Genomic DNA, 20,352 nt, shown 5'->3' on the forward strand with positions numbered 1-20,352 from the left:
CGTCCCCGGCGTCAGCCCCGTCCCCGGCGTCAGCCCCGTCCCGGACGGGCACCGCGGCACCGCTCCAGGACGCCGGGACGGGAGCGGGCGTGCCGGTGACAAGCTGGACGACACACAGGTCGGCGACCTCCGCGACGATCAGCTCGGCCAGGGAGCGCAGGGCGACGGGAGGCTCGACGGCCGCGGCCACGATCCCGGTGGCTCGCTCCAGCAGCCGAAAGCGTCGATCGGCGAGTGCCAGGGCGGCCTGCGCCTCGCGCGTCGCCGCCAGGGTCCGATGACCGCGCGCGGCGTCGGCGGCGAGCTGTTCGTAGCCGGTGGCCCGTTCCAGGGCCTGCGCGCAGGCGTCGGCGATCGCGACGAGGGATGCCTGATCAGCGGCGGTGAACTCCCGCGCCTGGCGGAACCCGAAGGTCACCACGCCGAAGGGTGCGCCGCCCCCGACGGCCAGCGGCAGCATCGCCCAGGCGTGCTCACCCGCCGCGGCGGCGACGTCGGCGACCTCCGGCACCGGCCAGCGGGCGAGCAGCTCGTCGCGGTCGACGAGAAACAGTGCACGACCGCCCCGCATGACCTCCGCCAGCGGATGTACCGCGCCCAGCGCCACCTCCGACCATCGGGCGAGGCCGTCGGCGGGACCCGGCGGGGCGTGGAAGAGTAGCTGGTCGTGCGCCTCGTCCACGAGCGCGACGCCCCGGCTGGCGGCCCCGGCCATCCGTCCCCCGACGTCGAGGACGGTGGCGACGACGTCGTCCACGGTCAGGGTCCGGGCGAGCGCCACGGCCAACGTCGCGGTCTGTTCGGCCCGTTCCGTCGCGATCCGGGCCCGCTGGTCGGCCGTGGCCCGGTCAGCCTCGGCGGCGCGTACCTCGGTGAGATCGCGGATCACCCCGAGCCACTCGCCGGGCCGGCTGTTCGGCCGGCCGGCCGCCGGCATGGGAACGATGCGGGCCTCGACCACCCGCACGGCGGTGCGGTCGCCTCCGCCACCGGAGATCCGGAACTCGGCCTCGAAGGTCTCACCGTGCTCGATCGCCCCGCGCCAGGCGCGCCCGACCCGCTCCCGGTCGTCGGGATGGACCACGCCGAGCCAGCCGAACCCGGCCAGCTCCGCCGGATGCCGCCCGGTGAAGGCCCGCAGACGGGGCAGATCGGCATCGAGTGCCCCGTCGCCTTCGGCATGGAACACGTCCATCGCGGCGGCGTCCACGAGACCGAGGTAGCGTGCCTCGGCCCGCGCCCGCTCCCTCTCGACCGCCCGCGTCCCGCTGGCGTCGATCGCGACGAACGCCACGCCCACCAGCCCGACCTGAGGGTCGTTCACCGGATACCAGCTGGCGAGCCACGTCTGCGGCGGTCCGGAACCATCGGTGGCGACCACGACCTCCAGGTCCACCACCGGCTCGCCGGTGCGCAGCACCCGTGCCAGCAGAGCGTCGAGTTCCTGGCCGGTGTCGCCGAGGAGCTCGGAGACGGTACGGCCGAGGTGCTCGTGGACCGGCCGGCGGTCGAACCGGGCGAGTGTGTCGTTCACCCGCAGGAACCGCCCGGCCGGGTCGAGCAGGGCGAGACCGGCCGGGGCCCACGCGAACAGCGCGTCTAGCATCACGAACGTGGCCACGGGGTCGGTTCCCGGGGCGTGTCCGGGCGGGGGAAAACCGGCCCGGCCCGGTCCCGGCAGCCCCGCCGGATCGGACCGGCGCATCCCTGGCGTATCCGGCGTGCGGCGCGGCTCGGTGCCGTCGATGACATCCCGTATGACCGGCTCGGCGGTCACGGCCGGAGCGGCCGGCCGGGCGACCATGGGCCAGCCCTCGGGTAGCTCGGGTAGCTCGGAGCCGGCTCCCCGGTCCTGACGGGGGCCGGTATCCGGGCCGGGAGCGTGCTTAGGGCCGGGGACCTGGTTCGGGCCGGGATGCGCGCGTGGGCCGGGGTTGGCGTGTGGGCCAGGGCTGGTGTGTGGGCCGGCCGGCGGTCCCCCTTGGGACCGGGTGACCGGAGTCGGTCCCGGGGAGACATCCCCCTGGCCGGACGGAACAACGCCCGATGGCCGGGAGGCGGATCCCGGGGGGCTCACGGAGAAGCGCGCACCCGCGGGCCCCGCGCCCACCGGCCCCAGATCCACCGGCAGCGCCTCCGACAGCCCGACGTTCGCCGGCCGGTACATCGGCACGAGAGACGCCTGCCCAGGCATCCCCTCTACGGGGGTACCAGGCGTCCCGACAGCTCCCGCAGAATCAGGGGAGAGCATCGGGAATGCGCCGGAAGCGGGCCAGACGGGCGGCTGCGCGGAGTGCGGCGACGTCATGGGAGACGATTGTGGACGGCGTGCGCATGTTGTGCTGAACCGCCCCGGGTAGTCGCCCCGTCCGGAGTCGGGCGGTTCGGTGTCCAGAACCGCCGAGGTCCGACGTCCGCGCGGGGCGCCGACGGCCCAGCGACGATCTCCACGGACAGCACGGTCACCCGCCCGGTCGACACGATCACTGGATCCAACGTGAGATGAACCACCTCCGGCACGTCGTCGGCGAGCCGGGCGATCCTGAGGACCAGGTCCTCCAGCGCGGCGATGTCGACCGGCGTCGAGCCGAGGTATCCCAGCAGCAGCGGCGCCGCCCGCACCGAACGCACGAGGCGCGCCGCGTCGACGTCGGTAAGGGGAAGGATGTGGTGTGCGCGGTCCCCCAGCAGCTCGGTCGCGGGGCCCGCGAGGCCGAACGAGACCAGGGGACCGTACCGGGGATGCTCCTCGGAACCGACGACCACCGGCACGCCGACCGGCGCCATCCGCTGGACGACAATCGGCACCTCCACCCCGAGCTGGGAGCGCAGCGACGCCCATGCCGCCCGCACGGCTGCCGCGTCGGGCAGGTCGAGACGCTGACCGCGCAGGTCCGGACAATGCCGGTAGGGTCGCGACCGCGCCTTGAGCGCCACCGGATAGCCGCGCTGGCCCGCCGCCTCGACGGCCCGGCGCGGGGACGTCACCAGGACGGCCGGCTCCACCGTGACGCCGTAGCAGTCCATCAGGGCGGCGGCCTGATCCTCCGGAAGGCGACCGGTGAGTCCGGCGACGAGCGAACGCGCCTCGTCTGCCCGCACCGCCGTCGTCGGCACGGTGCCGATCGGGCGTGCCCGCCACTGGGCGTAGCCCACCACCCGGCGCAGCGCGGCGACGGCCGCCTCCGGCGACGAATAGGCCGGAATGCCGGCGAGCTCGCCGGGCATCTCGCCCCCCTGCACGGCGGCGAGAACCGGGATCTTGATGGTCGCGGCGGCCGCGGCGGCGGCCGCCGCGATCGGCCCGGCCGGGGACGGCGGCAGCCGGACCAGCGTGGCGATCAGCGCATCCGCCCGGTCCGCCGCGGAGGTCAACGCCCGGGTGAGGTCCCCGGGGGAGCTGCCAACCGGGAGGAGCACCTCCTCGACCCTGAGCCCGGCCGCGTCGGCGGCACGGGCCGTCAGCCGGACCAGGGCCCGGGAGTCGCCGACGACGGCGACCCGACCGCCCGCAGGCAGCGGCTGCGTGGTGAGCAGCAGCGCGACGTCGAACGCCTGGGAGACCCGGTCGACGCCGATCACCCCGGCCTGCCGCAGAAGCGCGTCGTCAAGGGTCGAACGGCCGGAGTACACGACGATCACCGGTTTACGCCGACCCACCCGCCGGGCCAGCCGGGCGAACTTGCGGAGATTACCGAAGGTCTCCAGATGCATAATCATCGCGTCGGTCCCGGGGTCCTCCTCCCAGTACTGGAGCAGGTCGTTACCGCTCACGTCGGCCCGGTCCCCGGCGGAGACGAAGACCGACAGACCGACCTCGCGCGCGGCCGCCGCCGCCAGGATGGCCCCGCCGAACGGACCCGACTGGGAGTAGCAGCCGATGCGGCCGGCCGGGGGCATCCGGGGCACCATCGAGGCGTTCAACCCCGCCGCCGGATTCTGGATGCCCATGCTCGCCGGGCCGACCACCCGCAGGCCATCCGCCCGGGCCTCGGCCACCAGGGCCGCGTCTGCGGCGGCGTCGCGCTGGTCGGTGAGGACGACCAGTCCCCAGACCCCGGCCCGCCCACAGGCGGTGACGACGTCAGGCACCTGCGCGGGCGGCACGCACACCACGGCCAGGTCGACCGGACGCGGCACGTCCTCGATGCCGGCGTAGGCCTGGATCGACGCCACCGCGCCGCCGGCTGCGGCCGCGGCCGGGTTTACCGGGTAGACGGGGCCGTCGAAGCCGCCGGCGAGCAGGTGACGCAGGACCGCGTTGCCCACGGACCCGGCGGACCGCCCCGCACCGATGACGGCGATCGCGCGCGGATGCAGCAGCCGACCGATCGAGGCGGCCTCGGCATGGTGCTCCCGGGCCCGCATCACCCCGACCGACTTCTGGGTGGGGGTGATCTCGAAGGACAGCCGGACCGCGCCCGAGTCCCAGGTCCTCGAGACCGTGTAACCGGCATCGAGAAAGACCCGAATCATCTGCTGGTTCTCCCCGAGCACGTCGGCGTCGAAGCGGCGGATCCCGCGGTCCCAGGCCGCGGCGGCAAGATGCTCCAGCAGCACCGAACCCAGCCCTCGTCCCTGCTGGGCGTCCTCCACCAGGAAGGCGACCTCCGCCTCGATCGGCCGTGCGGCGGTGCTCTCCCAGTGGGAGACCGCGACCAGGTCGTCGCCGATCATTGCGACGATGGCGCCGCGCAGCCGCTGGTCGACGGTCGTCATCCGGTGGATGTCGGCGTCACTCAGGGCACGGCGCACGGCGAAGAACCGGAAGTAGATCGACTGGGTCGACAGCCGGGTCCAGAAGGTCCGCAGCAGCGGGCCGTCCGTCGGCAGGATCGGGCGGATGTGGGCGGTGCCGCCGTCACTGAGGATGACGTCGGCCTCCCACTCGGCCGGATAGACGACCGGAGGCTCGGTGCTCACGCGGCGCTCACCCGGTTCTCACGCAGTGCTCAGCTCTTACTCCGTGCTCAGCTCTTACGCCGTGCTCAACGGTCGACGGTGGGGTCGAGGCCGTGCAACGGCAGCACCTGACGCCGGGTCGCCGCCACCGTCCGGTCCAACGGATCGTCGGGGTCTCCCTCGCCCGCGTCCCAGGGACGGTACCGGACACTCACCCCGTCCCCGAGCGCCCGGGGCATGGCGGCGGCGCCGAGGGACTTCTGCCCGGTCGCCGCCCGCACCCGTCCCGGCGCCGCGGACCGCCAGTCCTCCGGCAGGGCGCAGCCGGCATCCAGGGGCACGTGGCCGGCGATCGCCAGCAGCTGCGTCCAGGCCCGCGGCACGACCGTGTCCAGCGCGTACCCGCCACCGCCGCAGGCCAGCCAGCGCCCGTCGCAGACCTCGTGGGCCAGCGCGTGCAGCAGGTCGTAGGAGGCCCGTTGGCCGTCCACCGACAGCGCCAGATCGGCCAGCGGGTCGAAGGCGTGCGTGTCGCAGCCGTGCTGGGTCACCAGCACCTGCGGCCGGAAGGACCGCAGGAGCACCGGCACCACCCCGGAGAAGGCGCGCAGCCAGCCGGCATCGCCGGTGGCGGGGGACAACGCCACGTTCACCGCGGTGCCCTCCGCGGCGGGAGCACCCACCTCGGTCGGGAATCCGGTGCCCGGGAAGAGGGTGCTCCCCGTCTGGTGCAGGGAGATGGTGAGCACCCGCGGATCGTCGTAGAACGCCGTCTGCACGCCGTCGCCGTGATGCACGTCCACGTCGACGTACGCCACTCTGGTGGCTCCGGCGGAGAGCAACCAGGCGATCGCAATCGCCTGGTCGTTGTAGATGCAGAATCCGCTCGCCATTCCCGGCATCGCGTGATGCAGCCCCCCGGCGATCGACACGGCGTGCCGCGGCGGCCCGCTCCACACCGCCCGTGCCGCCTCGATCGTGCCACCGGTGATGAGCGCGGCGGCCTCGTGCATCCGTTCGAAGATGGGGTTGTCGGCTGTGCCCAGGCCGAACAGGGCCGCGAACCTTGCCTGCGCCGGGTCGGGCGCGGCACGGACCGCGCTCAGGTAGACCGGATCGTGGATCAGGCCGATGAGGTCGTCGGAGGCGAGGGTCGGCCTGGAGATCCGGATGCCCGGTGCGTCGAGAACGCCGAGACTCATAGCGAGGTCCATGGTGAGCTCGAGCCGCACGGGATGCAGCGGATGCGCCGGCCCGAAGTCGTAGCCGGCCATGGCCGGATCCCAGGTCACGACCGTCGGCTCGGCCAGCGGCTCGGCCGACGGGCGACCGTCGGCCCGCCGCTCGGAATCGCCCGGGACACTCATCTGTCGACCGTAGCCCGATCACGCTCCCGGAGGTAGCGGTGGTGTCGGTGACGAGGATCCAGGGCCGTCGATGAGGCACGTAGATCTGCCCGGAATGGCCTAGGGTCAGTGCCCGTGGCAGCAGACCGAGTGACACCGGACCATACGGCGATGGAGGACGGGCGGCAGCCGGCCGGCCGTGGTGGTGGGCCGGTGGCTGCCGGCACGCCGCTGTGGGAACCGCCTCCCCGTCGGATCAGCCAGGCCGCGGTGACCAACTACCGCGCCTGGCTCGCCGCCGAGCGGGGGGTTGAGCTCGCCGACGACACGCGCCTGTGGGAGTGGTCGGTTACCGACCTGGACGCGTTCTGGGAGTCGATCTGGGATTTCTGCGCGGTCGAGGGGGACCGCGGCACCGGTCCGGCGCTCGCCGACGCGGCGATGCCCGGCGCGGTCTGGTTTCCCGGTGCCCGGGTAAACTACGCGGAGAACGCGCTCACCCGGAGCGGGCCAGCTCCGGCCGTCATCGCCGTACGCGAGGACGGTGCCACGGCAGTGGTGTCCTGGGACGAGCTGCGCCGGCAGGTGGCGAAGGCGGCGGCGGGACTGCGGAGCTTGGGTGTCGCCGAGGGTGATCGGGTCTGCGCCGTGCTGCCCAACACCGTCTACGCGATGGTGGGGATGCTGGCCGCCGCCAGCATCGGCGCGGTGTGGTCGTCATGCTCGCCGGAGCTCGGCCCGACGGCCCTGCGCGCGCGGTTCGGCCAGATCGACCCGAAGGTCCTGATCGGCGTTGACGGCTACAGCTACCGCGGGAAGAGCTACGACACCCTCGCCGCCCTCGCCGCGCTCGCGGGCGACCTGCCGGGACTCGGGGCAAGCGTGATCGTGCCGTACCTGTGGCCGGACGCGCTCTCCCGGGCCCGGGCCGCGGGGCTACCGGGACTGCTCACCTGGGACGAGCTGATGGCTTCGGAGACCTCCGAGCCCGAGTTCACCCGGGTCGCCTTTGACGCGCCGCTGTGGATCCTCTACTCGTCCGGCACGACCGGCCCCCCCAAAGCGATCGTGCACGGCCACGGCGGCATCCTGCTGGAGCACCTGAAGTCGCTGGCGTTGCACCTCGATCTCGGTCCGGACGACCGGTTCTGCTGGTTCACCACGACCGGCTGGATGATGTGGAACTACCTGCTCTCCGGTTTGCTCGTCGGCGCGACCGTCGTGCTCTACGACGGAGCGCCCGGCTACCCGGCGCTCGGCACCCTGTTCGGTCTGGCGGAGGCCCTGGAGCTCACGTGCCTGGGCACGTCCGCGGACTACCTGCAGGCCTGCGAGGACGCCGGGCTGGTCCCGCGCGAGTTCGCCGATCTGTCCAGGCTGCGCACCGTCGGATCGACCGAATCGCCACTGTCCGCAGCCGGCTATGCCTGGGTGTACGAAGCGGTGAGCCCGACCGTGATGCTGTCGTCGATCAGCGGTGGCACCGACGTCTGCACGGCGCTGGTGGCAGGCCTGCCGACGATGCCGGTGCGGGCCGGGGAGATCGGATCGCGCGCGCTGGGCTGCGCGGTGCGCGTCTTCGACGAGGCCGGCAAGGAGGTCGTTGACGAGGTCGGTGAGCTCGTCGTGACCGCGCCGATGCCGTCCATGCCGCTGTGCTTCTGGGCCGACCCGGACGGCGGCCGGCTGCGGGAGAGCTACTTCTCCGTCTACCCCGGCGTCTGGCGCCACGGGGACTGGGCGAGGATCACGCCTACCGGTGCCGTCGTCATCCAGGGACGTTCGGACGCGACGTTGAACCGCGGCGGCGTCCGGATCGGCACCAACGAGCTCTACAGCGTGGTCGAGCGGGCCCCCGGGATCGCAGACAGCCTCGCGGTCGACACCGCGGACGAGCGCGGGCACGGCGAGCTGCTCCTCTTCGTCGTCCTCACCGAGCCCGGCCTGACCGATGCGGTGGCCGCCCGGCTGCGCGAGGTTCTGCGCGCCGAACTCAGCCCACGCCACGTCCCCGACCGGATCATCGAGATCACCGAGATCCCTCGGACCCACACCGGCAAGAAGCTCGAGGTACCGGTGAAGCGCCTGCTCGCCGGAACCGCCCTGGACGAAGCCGTGAGCCTCGACTCGGTCGCCAACCCCGATGCCCTGCTGCCCTTCGCCGCCGCCTCGGCCCGGTCCCGGCGGTCGGCGCCGGAGCCGGAGCCGAGGACGGGAACCACGCTGGAACCCGGCACCGGATCCGGCGGGGAGGCCGAACCCGAGGCCGAACCCGGAGCCTGATACGGCAAAGCCGGATCTTCGCCCGGCAAAAACGAAGATCCGGCTTTCATCGATCACGCGATCATGACGTGACCGCCATGATCGCGGTACTCCTGTCTTCCACCCCCGTGCACCTGTGCACGTGCCCCGCAGACCCGACCGGAGGTGCGTTCGCCCGATCGATCAGTCGAGGAACTCGCGCAGCCGACCGGCGACGGCGGGCTTGCGCAGCTCCCGAAGCGTGTCCCGCTCGATCTGACGGATGCGCTCACGGGTCAGGCCGAGCCGGTTGCCCACCTCGGCGAGGGTGTGCTGCTTGCCGTCGGCGAGACCGAAGCGCAGCCGCATCACCTCGCGCTCCCGCGGGCTCAGGCCACCGAGGACGTTATCGATCTCGTCCTGCATGGCGCCGTAGGAGGCGGCGTCCGCCGGGGAGGTCGCGTCGGAGTCCTCGATGAAGTCGCCGAGCACGGAGTCGCCGTCGTCGCCGACCGAGGTCTCCAGGCTGACGGTGTCCTGCGCATACCGGCGCAGCTCCACCACCTGCTCGATCGGCATGTCCAGCTCGCGGGCGAGCTCCTCGTCGGTCGGCTCACGGCCGAGCGTGGAGACGAGCTGGCGCTGCAACCGGGTAATCTTGTTGATCTGCTCGACCACGTGGACCGGGATGCGGATCGTCCGCGCCTGGTCGGCGAGCGCCCGGCCGATAGCCTGGCGGATCCACCAGGTTGCATAGGTCGAGAACTTGTAGCCCTTGGCGTAGTCGAACTTCTCCACCGCGCGGATAAGGCCGAGGTTGCCCTCCTGGACCAGGTCCAGCAAGGTCATCCCGCGACCGCTGTACTTCTTGGCGACGGAGACCACCAGCCGCAGGTTCGCCGAGACGAGCTGCTGCTTGGCGGCATGGCCGTCCTTGACGAGCAGACCGAGGTCACGACAAAGGTCGGCGGGCAGGTCGGGGACGCTCTCGAGCTTGTACTCGGCGAACAGGCCCGCCTCGACCCGCTTGGAGAGTTCGACCTCCTGGGCGGCGTTGAGCAGCGGCACCTTGCCGATCTCGCGCAGGTACATGCGTACGAGGTCGGCGGTACCCGCGTGTTCGGCGGTGGACCGGCTGGCGGCGGTGGCGTCATCGCTCGCATCCTCCTCGTCGAGGAGTTCGACGCCAGCGGCGTTGATGCGCGCGATGAGAACGGGCAACAGTTCGATACCGAGGTCCGCGGACTCGAGCGCGTCACGCAGCTCGGAGCGGCTGATCTCGCCGGCCTCGCGACCACGGGCGATGACCTCGGCCACCGCGCCCGCGTCGAGCTCGTCGGTATCGTCGGGAACAGCGGCCAACGAACGGCTGGGAGCGGTGCGGACAGGAGGAGCGGCCCGACGGGCGCGCCGCGGGCTGCGCGGGCGGTTGTCATCGGTGCGCTCGGCAAATTCCAGAGCAGGCAGCGTCATCAGTGGCAAATCCGATGGTCGGTGCGGGTGGGTCGTCTCGTTCTGTGCACGTGGGAGGTAACGAACGAAGACGCGGAACCATTCCCCGTGCAGGCACACCCGGACATCAGCGATCACCGGGCCTACCAAGCAGTGTAGACCCTAGCCCTCGAGACGCTGCACTCGCTGCCGCGAAGATTACCTGGCAGATTCCGCCCTGTGGCGCGAACCGCGAACTCTCCTGAGCTTCTCCAGTGGCCGCGCACCCTGCGGATCAGGCCAGTGGCAACTATAAGTAACAGGTACATTACTCATCGTAGAAGTTTTTTGTGTTCTGCCATCCGTGCCATATTTTCCGACGATCACCGGTCGGTGCTAACCCGTAACGGTAGTCGGCAAGCCGACACCCGCGACCCGGCCCCGGGCTCTCCACCGAGACGGAACGACCGGCGGGCCGACGCGGGCGCCGCCGACGCCGCCCCGGTGCCGCCCCGGTGCCGCCCCCACGCCGAGGCACTCGAGAACGGCGATTCCGTTAGGCGGGCCACACCCGACGGGCCCTGCCTCTGTGCACAGCGTGTAACCGCTACTCTCACACGATGCCCGTCCCCAGCCTTCCCGCAGACCTGGCGGCACTACGGGAAACCGCGATCGACGTGCTACGAGACAACGACCTCGGCGACATCACCCGGCCCTCCCCGACGCTCTACCCGCACCAGTGGCTCTGGGACAGCTGCTTCATCGCGATCGGACTGCGCCATCTCGACCCGGGACGGGCCGCCAAGGAGGTCCTCTCGCTGCTGCGAGGCCAGTGGCCGAACGGCATGATCCCCCACGTGATCTTCGCGGGGACCTCGGACTTCTATCACGCCGGTCCGCAGCGCTGGCGCTGCGACCGGGTGACCACAACCGCCGGCGGAGTGCAGAGCACGGGGGTCACCCAGCCGCCGATGATCGCCGAAGCCGCCGTCCGGATCGCCGCCATGATGACGCCATCCGCCCGCGACGCCTTCTACCGCGCGTTGCTCCCCGGCCTGCTGCGCTTCCATACGTGGCTCTACCTCGAACGCGACCCCGACGACGACGGTCTCGTCACACTGGTCCACTCCTGGGAGTCGGGGATGGACAACACGCCGGCCTGGATGGAGATCACCAGGCCGGCGGCTCCGCTGGGGGTGCGGGCACTGCGCCGGATCAACGGCGGCGACGCCATGGACGCGCTGCGGCGCGATTCCAAGGAGGTCCCCCCCGACGAACGGCTCACCTCGGGAGACCTGTTCACGCTCTACCGGATCGTGCGTGAGCTGCGGCGGGCGCACTACAACTTCCGCGAGATCCGCCGGACCATCGTCCCCCTCGTCCAGGACGTCGCCTTCAACGCGATCCTCATCCGGGCCAACGAGCACCTCACCGCCATCGCCGCCGAGATCGGCCAGACCATCCCCGCCCGGTTGCGGCGGTCCATGCACAGGACGCGCGAGGCGATCGAGCGGCTCCACACCGACGGCACTTACTACAGCCGCGACTTCCGGACGGGAACGCTGCTGCGCCACGAGACGATCTCGGGGTTCCTGCCGCTCTATGCCGGGGTCGTGCCCGAGGACCGGGTCGACGAGATGGTCAAGACGCTCACCTCACCGCGCTACTGGTCTCGGTTCGGCATCGCGAGCGTGCCGCTCGACGACCCGGGCTTCCTTCCCCGGTGTTACTGGCAGGGTCCCGTCTGGGTCAACATGAACTGGCTGATCGCCGACGGGCTGGAGCGTTACGGCCGGCTCGACGCCGCGGAGAACCTGCGCCAGAACACGATCGACATGATCGCCTCGTCCGGGGCGATGTTCGAGTACTACTCACCCCTCGACGGTTCCGGCGCGGGCAGCAACCGGTTCTCCTGGACCGCGGCGCTCCTGGTCGACCTCCTCGCCGCCGAGCACTGAGCCACGCCACCGAGCACTGTCTCGGACCGGGCACCCGGTGCGGACCGGGCACCCGGTCGGACCGGCCGCTGCGACGCCTAGCTGCAGCCGCTGGTCGAACCGCACTGCTCGCAGACGTAGCAGCTACCGGCTGGCCGCATGGTCACCCCGCAGGTGAAGCAGAGCGGAGCATCGACCACGGTCTGCGCGACGAGCGACTCACCGGGCGGTGCCAGCCGCAACTCCCGTGCCACGTACGCCGGGCCGTTCCCCACCGCCGGACCGGGCGGGACACCCGGGTCACCCCGATCGGCGACGGAAGCCGAGGATCCGGTCACCGCGGCCCCCTGGGATCCGGCCGGGTCGTCGATCCCGGCGGGCTGCGCCGGTCCCGCGACGGCCGCCACGGCCGGCGCGGGACCGTACTGACCCGCGACCCGACGGGCCCGGTCGGCCGCGGTCGAGATGCCGAGTTCGGCCCGCTGATCGGCGTCGAGATAGTCGAGCGCGAGGCGACGGAACAGATAATCCATGATCGACTGGGCGATCCGCACGTCCGGGTCGTCGGTCATCCCGGCCGGCTCGAACCGCATGTTGATGAACTTGCTGACGTACGCCTCCAGCGGCACGCCGTACTGCAGGCCGATCGAGATGGCGATCGCGAACGCGTCCATCACGCCCGCCAGGGTGGACCCCTGCTTCGACATCTTGATGAAGACCTCACCGAGGCCGTCGTCCGGGTAGGAGCCGGCGGTCAGATAACCCTCGGCCCCCCCGACGGAGAAGGACACCGTCCGCGACGGGCGGGTCTTCGGCAGCCGGCGGCGCACCGGCCGGTACTCGACCTCCACCGGGGCGGGCCCGGCGGAGCCGGCGGTCCCGGCCCCGTCTCCCGTGCCAGCTGGGGTGGCGGCCAGCTCGGCGGCCTGCTTCGCCCCCTTGACGTCGGTCAGCGGCTGGCCGACCTTGCAGTTGTCCCGGTAGATGGCGAGGGCCTTCAGACCCAGCCGCCACCCTTCCAGGTAGATCTGCTCGACGTCGGCGACCGTGGCGGTCGAGGGCATGTTCACCGTCTTCGAGATCGCGCCGGAGAGGAACGGCTGTACCGCGGCCATCATGCGGACATGGCCCATCGGGGAGATCGCGCGGTCCCCGATGGCGCAGTCGAACACCTCGTAGTGCTCTGGACGCAGGCCGGGAGCGTCGATGACGTGCCCGTGCTCGGCGATGTACTCGACGATCGCCTCGATGGTCTCCTCGGGGTAACCAAGCGCCTGCAGGGCCGCCGGGACCGTCTGGTTCACGATCTTCATGCTGGCGCCGCCGACCAGCTTCTTCATCTTCACCAGGGCGAGGTCCGGCTCGATGCCGGTGGTGTCGCAGTCCATCGCCAGACCGATCGTGCCCGTCGGGGCGAGCAGGCTGGCCTGCGCGTTGCGCCATCCGTGCTTCTCACCGACGGTCTGCGCCCGGGCCCATTCCCGGGACGCGGCGGCGAGGACCCGGGAGTCCTCGGCGTGCACGCTACGCACCGCGTCGTTCGCGGCGGCATGCTTGCGCACCACCCGCCGGTGCGCGCCCGCGTTGCGGGCGAAGCCGTCGTAGGCGCCGACGATCCCGGCGAGCTCGGCGGAGCGCCGGTAGGCGGTGGCCGTCATCAGCGAGGTGATCGATGCGGCCAGCGCCCGGCCGCCGTCCGAGTCGTAGGCCCGGGCGCTGGCCATCAGCAGGGCACCGAGGTTGGCGTAGCCGATGCCGAGCTGTCGGTAGGCCCGGCTGACCCTGGTGATCTCCGGCGTCGGGAAGTCGGCGAAGCAGATCGAGATGTCCATCGCGGTGATGATCAGCTCGACCGCCGCAACGAACGCCTCGGCGTCGAAGCTGCGGTCCGGGCGCAGGAACTTCAGCAGGTTCAGCGAGGCCAGGTTGCAGCTGGAGTTGTCCAGGTGCACGTACTCGCTGCACGGGTTGGAGGCGCTGATCCGGCCGCTCTCGGGGCAGGTATGCCAGTCGTTGATCGTTCCGTCGTACTGGATGCCGGGATCGGCGCAGGCCCACGCGGCCTCGGCGATCGTGTGGAACAGCCCGCGGGCGTCCACCGTCTCCAGGACGCGGCCGTCGAGGCGGGCCCGCAGGTCGAAGCCGCCGCCGTCGACGACCGCCCGCATGAACTCGTCGGTTACCCGGACGGAGTTGTTGGCGTTCTGGTACTGCACGGAGGCGATGTCGCGCCCGCCGAGATCCATGTCGAAGCCCGCGTCCCGCAACGCCCGAATCTTGTCTTCTTCCCAGGCCTTCGTCTCCACGAACTCGACGATGTCGGGATGATCGACGTCGAGCACGACCATCTTCGCCGCCCGCCGGGTCGCGCCACCCGATTTGATCGTACCCGCCGAGGCGTCGGCGCCGCGCATGAAGCTCACCGGCCCGGACGCGGTGCCCCCGGAGGACAGCAGCTCCTTCGAGGACCGGATGCGGGACAGGTTGAGCCCGGCCCCGGAACCCCCCTTGAAGATCAGCCCCTCTTCCCGGTACCAGTTCAGGATCGACTCCATGGTGTCGTCCACGGAGAGGATGAAGCAGTTGTGCACACGTAGGCCGGCGGAGAGGTACTCGCCGCTGTCGGTCTGGATGTCGTAGACCGGCATCGGCCCGCGCGGCTCAATGCGCTCGATCTGCAACCGCTTCACCGGCTCCGCGGCCCGGCCGGGCTGATCGAACGACGCCTCCAGCTTCGCGGCCTTCACCGGGTCGAGGAAGCCGATCTCGTCCGCGAATGTCCGCCGGTCACCGGCGTTCTGAATGCCCAGGCTCCAGAGGTCGTGGCGGTCGGGTCGCGGATCCGCCTCGCGGCGTACCCGCGCGAAGATGCCGAACCGGGCGAGCAGGCCCTGCACCCCGCGAATGAGGCCCTCGCTGATCATGTCCAGCCCGATCAGCGTCGAGCGATCCCGGCGGGACACGTAGCCATCGGCCTGGAACAGGCTGCGCAGATAGGCCGCGACAACGGGCAGCGGAGCGTCATACAGCCGGGTCGGCACAGTCATCGCCTCGATGGTCAGCGAGGCGTTCGTACCGGCGTACCGACCAACAAAACCGTCCGCCTGCAGCCGGCCCGCGAGCGCCGCCTCGGCGATCTCCCGTGAGGTGATCTCACCCTCGCCAGGGGCGATGGTGAGATGCCACTCGAGGGTGTCCCCGGCCCGCAGCGTGCCGGCGGGAACGAAGGCCCCGGCACCCGCGGAGGTGCTCCGCCACACCAGATGATCGGCGGTGACGTCGAGCGCGTGACCGGCCTTCGTCCAGATCCGCAGGACGTCCTTGACGCCGTTGGACTTGGTCGCGATCACCTGGGTCAGACCGTGCGCGTCGAAGACCTTCGTCCCCACCGCGTCCGCCTCCACCAGGGCGCCGATGGGAACCAGACCGGACGGCGTGCTGACGAGGGCGTCATAGGGCTGGCACGCCGAGACCTGCTGCGGCGCGGGGGTTCCCACGTTGAACCAGACCGGCGAGTTGAAGCTGAAGACCTGGTGGAGCAGCATCCAGGCCAGTTCGTGCTCGAAGATCTCGGCGTCGGTGCCCGAGGCGAAGTAGCCGTGCTCGCGGCCAGCCGCGCCGTAGGCGTGCACGACCCGGTCGATCAACTGCCGCAGCGACCACTCCCGGCCCGGCGTGCCGGGCGCCCCGCGGAAGTACTTGCTGGTAACAATGTTGGAGGCGTTCACCGACCAGAACTGCGGGAACTCCACTCCCCGCTGCTCGAAGTTGACCGAGCCGTCCCGCCAGTTGGTCATGACGACGTCCCGGGACTCCCAGGTGACCTCGTCGTACGGGTGGACGCCGGCGGTGGTGCGTGACCGCTGGATCTTCAACCCACTCGCTTTCGCCGCTGACCTGCTCGGCTTCGTGCCGCGGCTGTCGGTCATGACGCTCCTCGTCTTCACTCGTCAGCTTCAACCTTCAACAATGTGTTGTGGGCATCCCCGCCCCGGGCCGCCGCCAGCGGACGTCGGGACGGTGCGGGGCCGGGCCTCCGCGCACGGCGGTGCCCGCGGGGACGAGCACGCGCACGGCGAACACGCATGACGAACGGCACCAGCCAGGTCGAGCCGGGCCGCAGGTGTGCCGTCCGGGAGGTCCGCGGTCCTCGCACGGCCGCGACGCGGGATGTCACCCGTCGCCGGCGGGACCGGGCCGGCACGGCGAACCAGGGCGATGTAGGACGCTTCCGGCCGAGTGGTCCCGGCCCTACCTGCTATGCACCTGCTGGGTGCCGGTCACCGGCGAGGCATCGACGGCGCCGCGCGGGACCGGTCGAGCTGGTCCATCCCGCATGGTGGGAGGTCCGGCGGCCTCGGAGCGCAACGCGACGATCGCGGATTCGAAGTCGGTCAACGACTCGAAGGCCAGATACACCGAGGCGAAGCGGAGATAAGCCACCTCGTCGAGCTCACGGAGCGGACCGAGGATCGCCCGGCCGATCGCCTCCGCGGGCACCTCCGCCGACCCCGACGAGCGGACGGCATCCTCTACCCGCTGCGCCAGAAGCGCGAGATCATCATCCCGCACCGGCCGGCTCTGGCAGGCCTTGCGGACACCGGCGATGACCTTGGCCCGGCTGAACGGCTCGGCCGCCCCGCTGCGCTTGCGAACCTGAAGGGACGCCTCCTCCATCGTAGTGAACCGGCGACCGCAGGACAGGCAGGACCGCCTGCGGCGGATCGCCGAACCCTCCTCGGCCTCCCGACTGTCGACGACGCGACTGTCCGGATGCCGGCAGAACGGGCACCGCACGCGCTACGCCTCCTTCGCCCGCGCCGGAGCCGACCGCCCCGGACCGGGGACGACGGGACACCGTTGAGGACCCGGCATCCACGCCGGACGGACCACCTTGTGGATGGACCGCCAGCTCCCCGTGGAAGACCTGTGAAACAACCTGTGGATGACTTACACCCCGATAAGCACCAGATGTTGTGTCCACGGTAGCGCACGGCCCCAGAGATGGGGACAGCACCCCCGTATGGTCCGTGTGGTCCGCACCGCAGCGGCACCGCACGTCGACGAAAGACGACGGCGCGCGAGCCCCCGCGCCGAGACACTCGTGGACCCGGGAAGCCGGGGAAGCCGGGCGTCAGGGAAGGAGTAACGACTGGCCCGGGGTGATCAGCGGCGACCGCAGGTGGTTCAGCCGCATCAGCCGGTCCACCACGACCCGGGTGTCGGCGCTCTCGTCGAGCGCCACCGCCACCGCCCACAGCGTCTCCCCCGGCACGACCAGATGGCGCCGCGGCGCCTCCGCGGCATCCGGCCCGGCGATCGACACCCCAGGCATGATCATGATTGCTACCGCCACGACAATCGCCACGACAATCGATACCACCACCACCCGACCCCGCCGGGTCAGCCGGAGCGGCGGGGGTGCGGGCGGGCGACCCGGCGGGTATCCCGCCGGCCGGCGACCCGCCCGGTCCCTGGCCGTCGACAGGTCGACGACCCGCGCCCTGTGTGCGGATCCCATGGCACCCTCCCGTTCCGACGACACCGAACGCCAAAGATCGAACCTTCGTTCGATCGAACGCGTGGTCGATTGTCGCATCGGGAACCGGAAACCGCCAGGAACACGCTCGAACAGACGTTTGAGATTCTGCGACCCGCCGGTTACCGTCGAGTCGATCGGGTGTGAACCGGGCGGTTTCCCTCGGTCACGGACAGCGGCGAGTCGGTGGGTGACGGCTTCCGGAGCGGGACGGTCCGCCGTGCGGCCACCGGCCGGCCGGTGGCCGCACGGCGGAAGAAAAACGCGACGAGGAGAGCGGTAAGCGATGACTAGCCAAGGCAGGGGTACGCGCCGGGGCGGAACCCGCGGCAACGTGCGAGCCTTTCCCGAAGGCCCCGCGGACGCGGGCCTGACCCCCCGGCAGCGCAAGGTGCTAGAGGTCATCCGGGCCGCGGTGGAGCGGCGCGGATATCCGCCCAGCGTGCGGGAGATCGGTGAGGCGGTCGGCCTCACCAGCACCAGTAGTGTGGCTCACCAGCTCAAGGTGCTCGAGGAGAAGGGCTACCTGCGGCGGGACCCGAACCGCCCGAGAGCGATGGAGGTGCTGACCGTCGAGCACCCCCGGCGGCGCGCGAATGCGGACGCGGGCGCGACGACGGTGGCGGGCACGATTCCCATCGTCGGTGAGGCGGCGCCGGGCACCACCGAAGGAAGCAAGTCGGACGCCGCCTACGTGCCGGTGCTGGGCCGAATCGCCGCCGGTGGCCCGATCCTGGCCGAGCAGGCGGTCGAGGACGTCTTCCCGCTACCCAGGGAGATCGTCGGCGAGGGCACTCTGTTCCTGCTCCGAGTCGTCGGCGACTCGATGATCAATGCGGCGATCTGCGACGGTGACTGGGTGGTCGTCCGCCAGCAGTCGGTCGCGGACAACGGGGAGATCGTCGCCGCAATGATCGACGGGGAGGCGACGGTCAAGCGCCTGCGGGTTCGGGACGGCAAGATCTGGCTACATCCGGAGAACCCGGCCTTCGCCGACATCGCCGGTGAGGATGCGACCATCCTCGGCCGGATCGTGGCTGTGCTCCGCAGGGTTTGACGTGGATCGGCCGGCCGCCCATCGGGTGGCCGGCCGGGTTGCCTCGCGTTTGATCGCTCCTGGGCTCAGGCCCGGTAGGCGTGCAGCTCCGCCGCGAGTCCCGGGGAGACCCGGGCGGACAGCCGGGTACCGGTCTCGGTGTGCTCCAGCGTGAGCACCTCGCCGTTCGCGTGCACCCGGGAGACCAGGTCGCCCCGGCTGTAGGGCACGAGCACGCGCATCTCCACGTCGGGATGCGGCACCCGGGCACAGAGCGCGTCGACCAGCGCGGCCAGCCCCTCGCCCGTGCGTGCCGAGACGAACACGGCGTCTGGGGCGAGCTGGCGCAGCCCCGCGACGACCGTCGGCTCCACGGCGTCCACCTTGTTGACGACGATCAGCTCGGGAACACCGCCCGCGTCGATGTCGTTGAGAACCTCGCGCACGGCGGAGATCTGCGCGGCCGGATCCGGCGATGATCCGTCCACAACGTGCAGGATGAGATCGGCATCGGCGACCTCTTCCAGCGTCGAGCGGAACGCCTCGACAATCTGATGCGGCAGATGCCGGACGAATCCGACGGTGTCGGTCAGGGTGAAGGCCCGGCCGTCCGGCAAGGTCGCCCGCCGCACGGTCGGATCGAGGGTGGCGAACAGCGCGTCCTCGACTAGGACACCCGCGCCGGTCAGCCGGTTGAGCAGCGACGACTTACCGGCGTTGGTGTAACCGGCGATCGCCACGCTGGGGACCTCGCCCCGCCGCCGGGCGGAACGCTTGGTCTCCCGCACGGTCGTCATCGCGGCGAGCTCGCGGCGCAACCGCGCCATCCTGGCCCACAGCCGCCGACGGTCGGTCTCGATCTTCGTCTCACCGGGACCACGGGTACCGATGGGCGCCCGGCCGCCGCCGCTGGCCGCGGCCCGCGACATCGACTCACCCCACCCACGCAGCCGGGGCAGCATGTACTGCAACTGCGCGAGCTCGACCTGGGCCTTGCCCTCTCGAGAGGTCGCGTGCTGGGCGAAGATGTCCAGGATGAGGGCCGTCCGGTCGATGACCTTTACCTTGACGACCTCCTCCAGCTGCCGCAGCTGACCCGGGGTGAGTTCGCCATCGCAGACCACCGTGTCCGCGCCGGTCGCCGCGACGACCTCGGCGAGCTCGCGCGCCTTGCCCGAACCGACGTAGGTCGCGGCATCCGGCCGATCGCGGCGCTGCACGAGCGCGTCGAGCACCACCGAACCGGCGGTCGTGGCGAGCGCCGCGAGCTCCGCCATGGAGCTCTCGGCCGACCGCAGGGAACCCGACGTCCATACGCCGATGAGGACGACACGCTCCAGCCGCAGCTGCCGGTACTCGACCTCGGTGACGTCGTCGAGCTCGGTGGCGAAACCGGGAACCCGCCGCAACGCGGCGCGATCCTCCAGGTCGAAACCGTCCCCAGAATCGTCGAAGAAGTTCGGCAGGTAAGACGGATCGGCGCCAGTCAGCTTGATGAGGGATCTGTCGAGAGTGGACGCATCGAAGGCGTCAGCAGGAAGTGTCATACCATCCGTTCTCAACGCGGCCCGTTACCGCACCATTCCGCGATCATTCCGTGCCGCTTGCTCCGGCCGGGCCCCACGACCCGGTGGCCCGAGGAGGATCCGCCGGTCCGGAAGACCCTGCCACGCTCGTGGCGCGTCTCCCCCCTCGTTTCCCGGCGAATCCCGTCGCCAACCAGGGTCCCACGCCACCACGTCGATCGCGAACCGTTTTGCCGCTCCGCCGGCGTAACGTCTGCGCCGTGTACCACGAGTACCACGAGAGACGGGCCCGCCGCCTCGCCGCGACGATCTGGGACAGCTCGGGCCGCCCGACTCCCCCGGACACCACGCGGACGACGGCGGACCGGCGTCCGGACAGCACCGGGCCCTCGGA

At 71.2% G+C, this 20,352-nt stretch carries 11 protein-coding genes; 3 read left to right on the forward strand and 8 right to left on the reverse strand.

The window, feature by feature from the left end; genetic code table 11:
- The 3 genes from ACY5KJ_RS03375 to ACY5KJ_RS03385 form a co-directional block, all read right to left on the reverse strand.
- Positions 1-1,804: PAS domain-containing protein (locus ACY5KJ_RS03375; protein ID WP_462202771.1), on the reverse strand; the 1,804-nt coding region annotated here is incomplete at its 3' end.
- 500 nt (positions 1,805-2,304) lie between these two features.
- Positions 2,305-4,923, reverse strand: a complete 2,619-nt coding sequence (locus tag ACY5KJ_RS03380; protein WP_462187373.1) for a bifunctional acetate--CoA ligase family protein/GNAT family N-acetyltransferase — start codon at positions 4,921-4,923, stop codon at positions 2,305-2,307.
- A gap of 65 nt (positions 4,924-4,988) precedes the next feature.
- Positions 4,989-6,269 (reverse strand): acetoin utilization protein AcuC, encoded by a 1,281-nt coding sequence (locus ACY5KJ_RS03385; protein WP_462202772.1) that lies wholly within the window; start codon positions 6,267-6,269, stop codon positions 4,989-4,991.
- A 150-nt stretch (positions 6,270-6,419) separates the two neighbouring features.
- Here ACY5KJ_RS03385 and ACY5KJ_RS03390 point away from each other — a divergent pair, with 150 nt between their 5' ends.
- Positions 6,420-8,531: an acetoacetate--CoA ligase gene (locus tag ACY5KJ_RS03390; RefSeq protein WP_462202781.1), complete on the forward strand. Its 2,112-nt coding sequence runs from the start codon at positions 6,420-6,422 to the stop codon at positions 8,529-8,531.
- Positions 8,532-8,693: 162 nt separating this feature from the next.
- Here the strand turns inward: ACY5KJ_RS03390 and ACY5KJ_RS03395 are convergent, their stop codons facing one another.
- Positions 8,694-9,962, reverse strand: coding sequence for a sigma-70 family RNA polymerase sigma factor (locus ACY5KJ_RS03395; RefSeq protein WP_462202773.1), 1,269 nt, complete (start codon positions 9,960-9,962; stop codon positions 8,694-8,696).
- 578 nt (positions 9,963-10,540) lie between these two features.
- Here ACY5KJ_RS03395 and ACY5KJ_RS03400 point away from each other — a divergent pair.
- Positions 10,541-11,878 carry an amylo-alpha-1,6-glucosidase gene (locus tag ACY5KJ_RS03400; protein ID WP_462202774.1) on the forward strand — a complete coding sequence of 446 codons (1,338 nt, stop codon included), beginning with the start codon at positions 10,541-10,543 and terminating at the stop codon, positions 11,876-11,878.
- A gap of 77 nt (positions 11,879-11,955) precedes the next feature.
- On the opposite strand, the gene ACY5KJ_RS03405 is transcribed toward ACY5KJ_RS03400, so the two are convergent.
- From ACY5KJ_RS03405 to ACY5KJ_RS03415, 3 genes are all read right to left on the reverse strand, one after another.
- Positions 11,956-15,786 carry a vitamin B12-dependent ribonucleotide reductase gene (locus ACY5KJ_RS03405; RefSeq protein ID WP_462202775.1) on the reverse strand — a complete coding sequence of 1,277 codons (3,831 nt, stop codon included), beginning with the start codon at positions 15,784-15,786 and terminating at the stop codon, positions 11,956-11,958.
- A gap of 322 nt (positions 15,787-16,108) precedes the next feature.
- Positions 16,109-16,654 carry a transcriptional regulator NrdR gene (gene nrdR / locus ACY5KJ_RS03410; protein WP_462202776.1) on the reverse strand — a complete coding sequence of 182 codons (546 nt, stop codon included), beginning with the start codon at positions 16,652-16,654 and terminating at the stop codon, positions 16,109-16,111.
- A 337-nt stretch (positions 16,655-16,991) separates the two neighbouring features.
- Entirely contained in the window at positions 16,992-17,378 is a 387-nt protein-coding gene (locus ACY5KJ_RS03415; protein ID WP_462202777.1) for a LysM peptidoglycan-binding domain-containing protein, read from the reverse strand.
- A gap of 304 nt (positions 17,379-17,682) precedes the next feature.
- Here ACY5KJ_RS03415 and lexA point away from each other — a divergent pair, with 304 nt between their 5' ends.
- On the forward strand, positions 17,683-18,453 hold the full coding sequence (lexA, locus tag ACY5KJ_RS03420; RefSeq protein ID WP_462187339.1) for a transcriptional repressor LexA: 771 nt from the start codon (positions 17,683-17,685) through the stop codon (positions 18,451-18,453).
- A gap of 65 nt (positions 18,454-18,518) precedes the next feature.
- On the opposite strand, the gene hflX is transcribed toward lexA, so the two are convergent.
- Positions 18,519-19,979: a GTPase HflX gene (hflX, locus tag ACY5KJ_RS03425; protein WP_462202778.1), complete on the reverse strand. Its 1,461-nt coding sequence runs from the start codon at positions 19,977-19,979 to the stop codon at positions 18,519-18,521.
- Between the last annotated feature and the right edge of the window lie 373 nt (positions 19,980-20,352).

The organism is Frankia sp. CcWB3 (genome assembly GCF_977927595.1).

What these genes read in the sequence shown, in the direction of transcription:
- ACY5KJ_RS03400 (WP_462202774.1), top strand. Translation starts at nt 10,541, where the DNA reads ATGCCCGTCCCCAGCCTTCCCGCAGACCTGGCGGCACTACGGGAAACC.
- ACY5KJ_RS03405 (WP_462202775.1), bottom strand. Translation starts at nt 15,786, where the DNA reads ATGACCGACAGCCGCGGCACGAAGCCGAGCAGGTCAGCGGCGAAAGCG.
- ACY5KJ_RS03415 (WP_462202777.1), bottom strand. Translation starts at nt 17,378, where the DNA reads ATGGGATCCGCACACAGGGCGCGGGTCGTCGACCTGTCGACGGCCAGG.
- ACY5KJ_RS03385 (WP_462202772.1), bottom strand. Translation starts at nt 6,269, where the DNA reads ATGAGTGTCCCGGGCGATTCCGAGCGGCGGGCCGACGGTCGCCCGTCG.
- ACY5KJ_RS03395 (WP_462202773.1), bottom strand. Translation starts at nt 9,962, where the DNA reads ATGACGCTGCCTGCTCTGGAATTTGCCGAGCGCACCGATGACAACCGC.
- ACY5KJ_RS03390 (WP_462202781.1), top strand. Translation starts at nt 6,420, where the DNA reads ATGGAGGACGGGCGGCAGCCGGCCGGCCGTGGTGGTGGGCCGGTGGCT.
- lexA (WP_462187339.1), top strand. Translation starts at nt 17,683, where the DNA reads ATGACTAGCCAAGGCAGGGGTACGCGCCGGGGCGGAACCCGCGGCAAC.
- hflX (WP_462202778.1), bottom strand. Translation starts at nt 19,979, where the DNA reads ATGACACTTCCTGCTGACGCCTTCGATGCGTCCACTCTCGACAGATCC.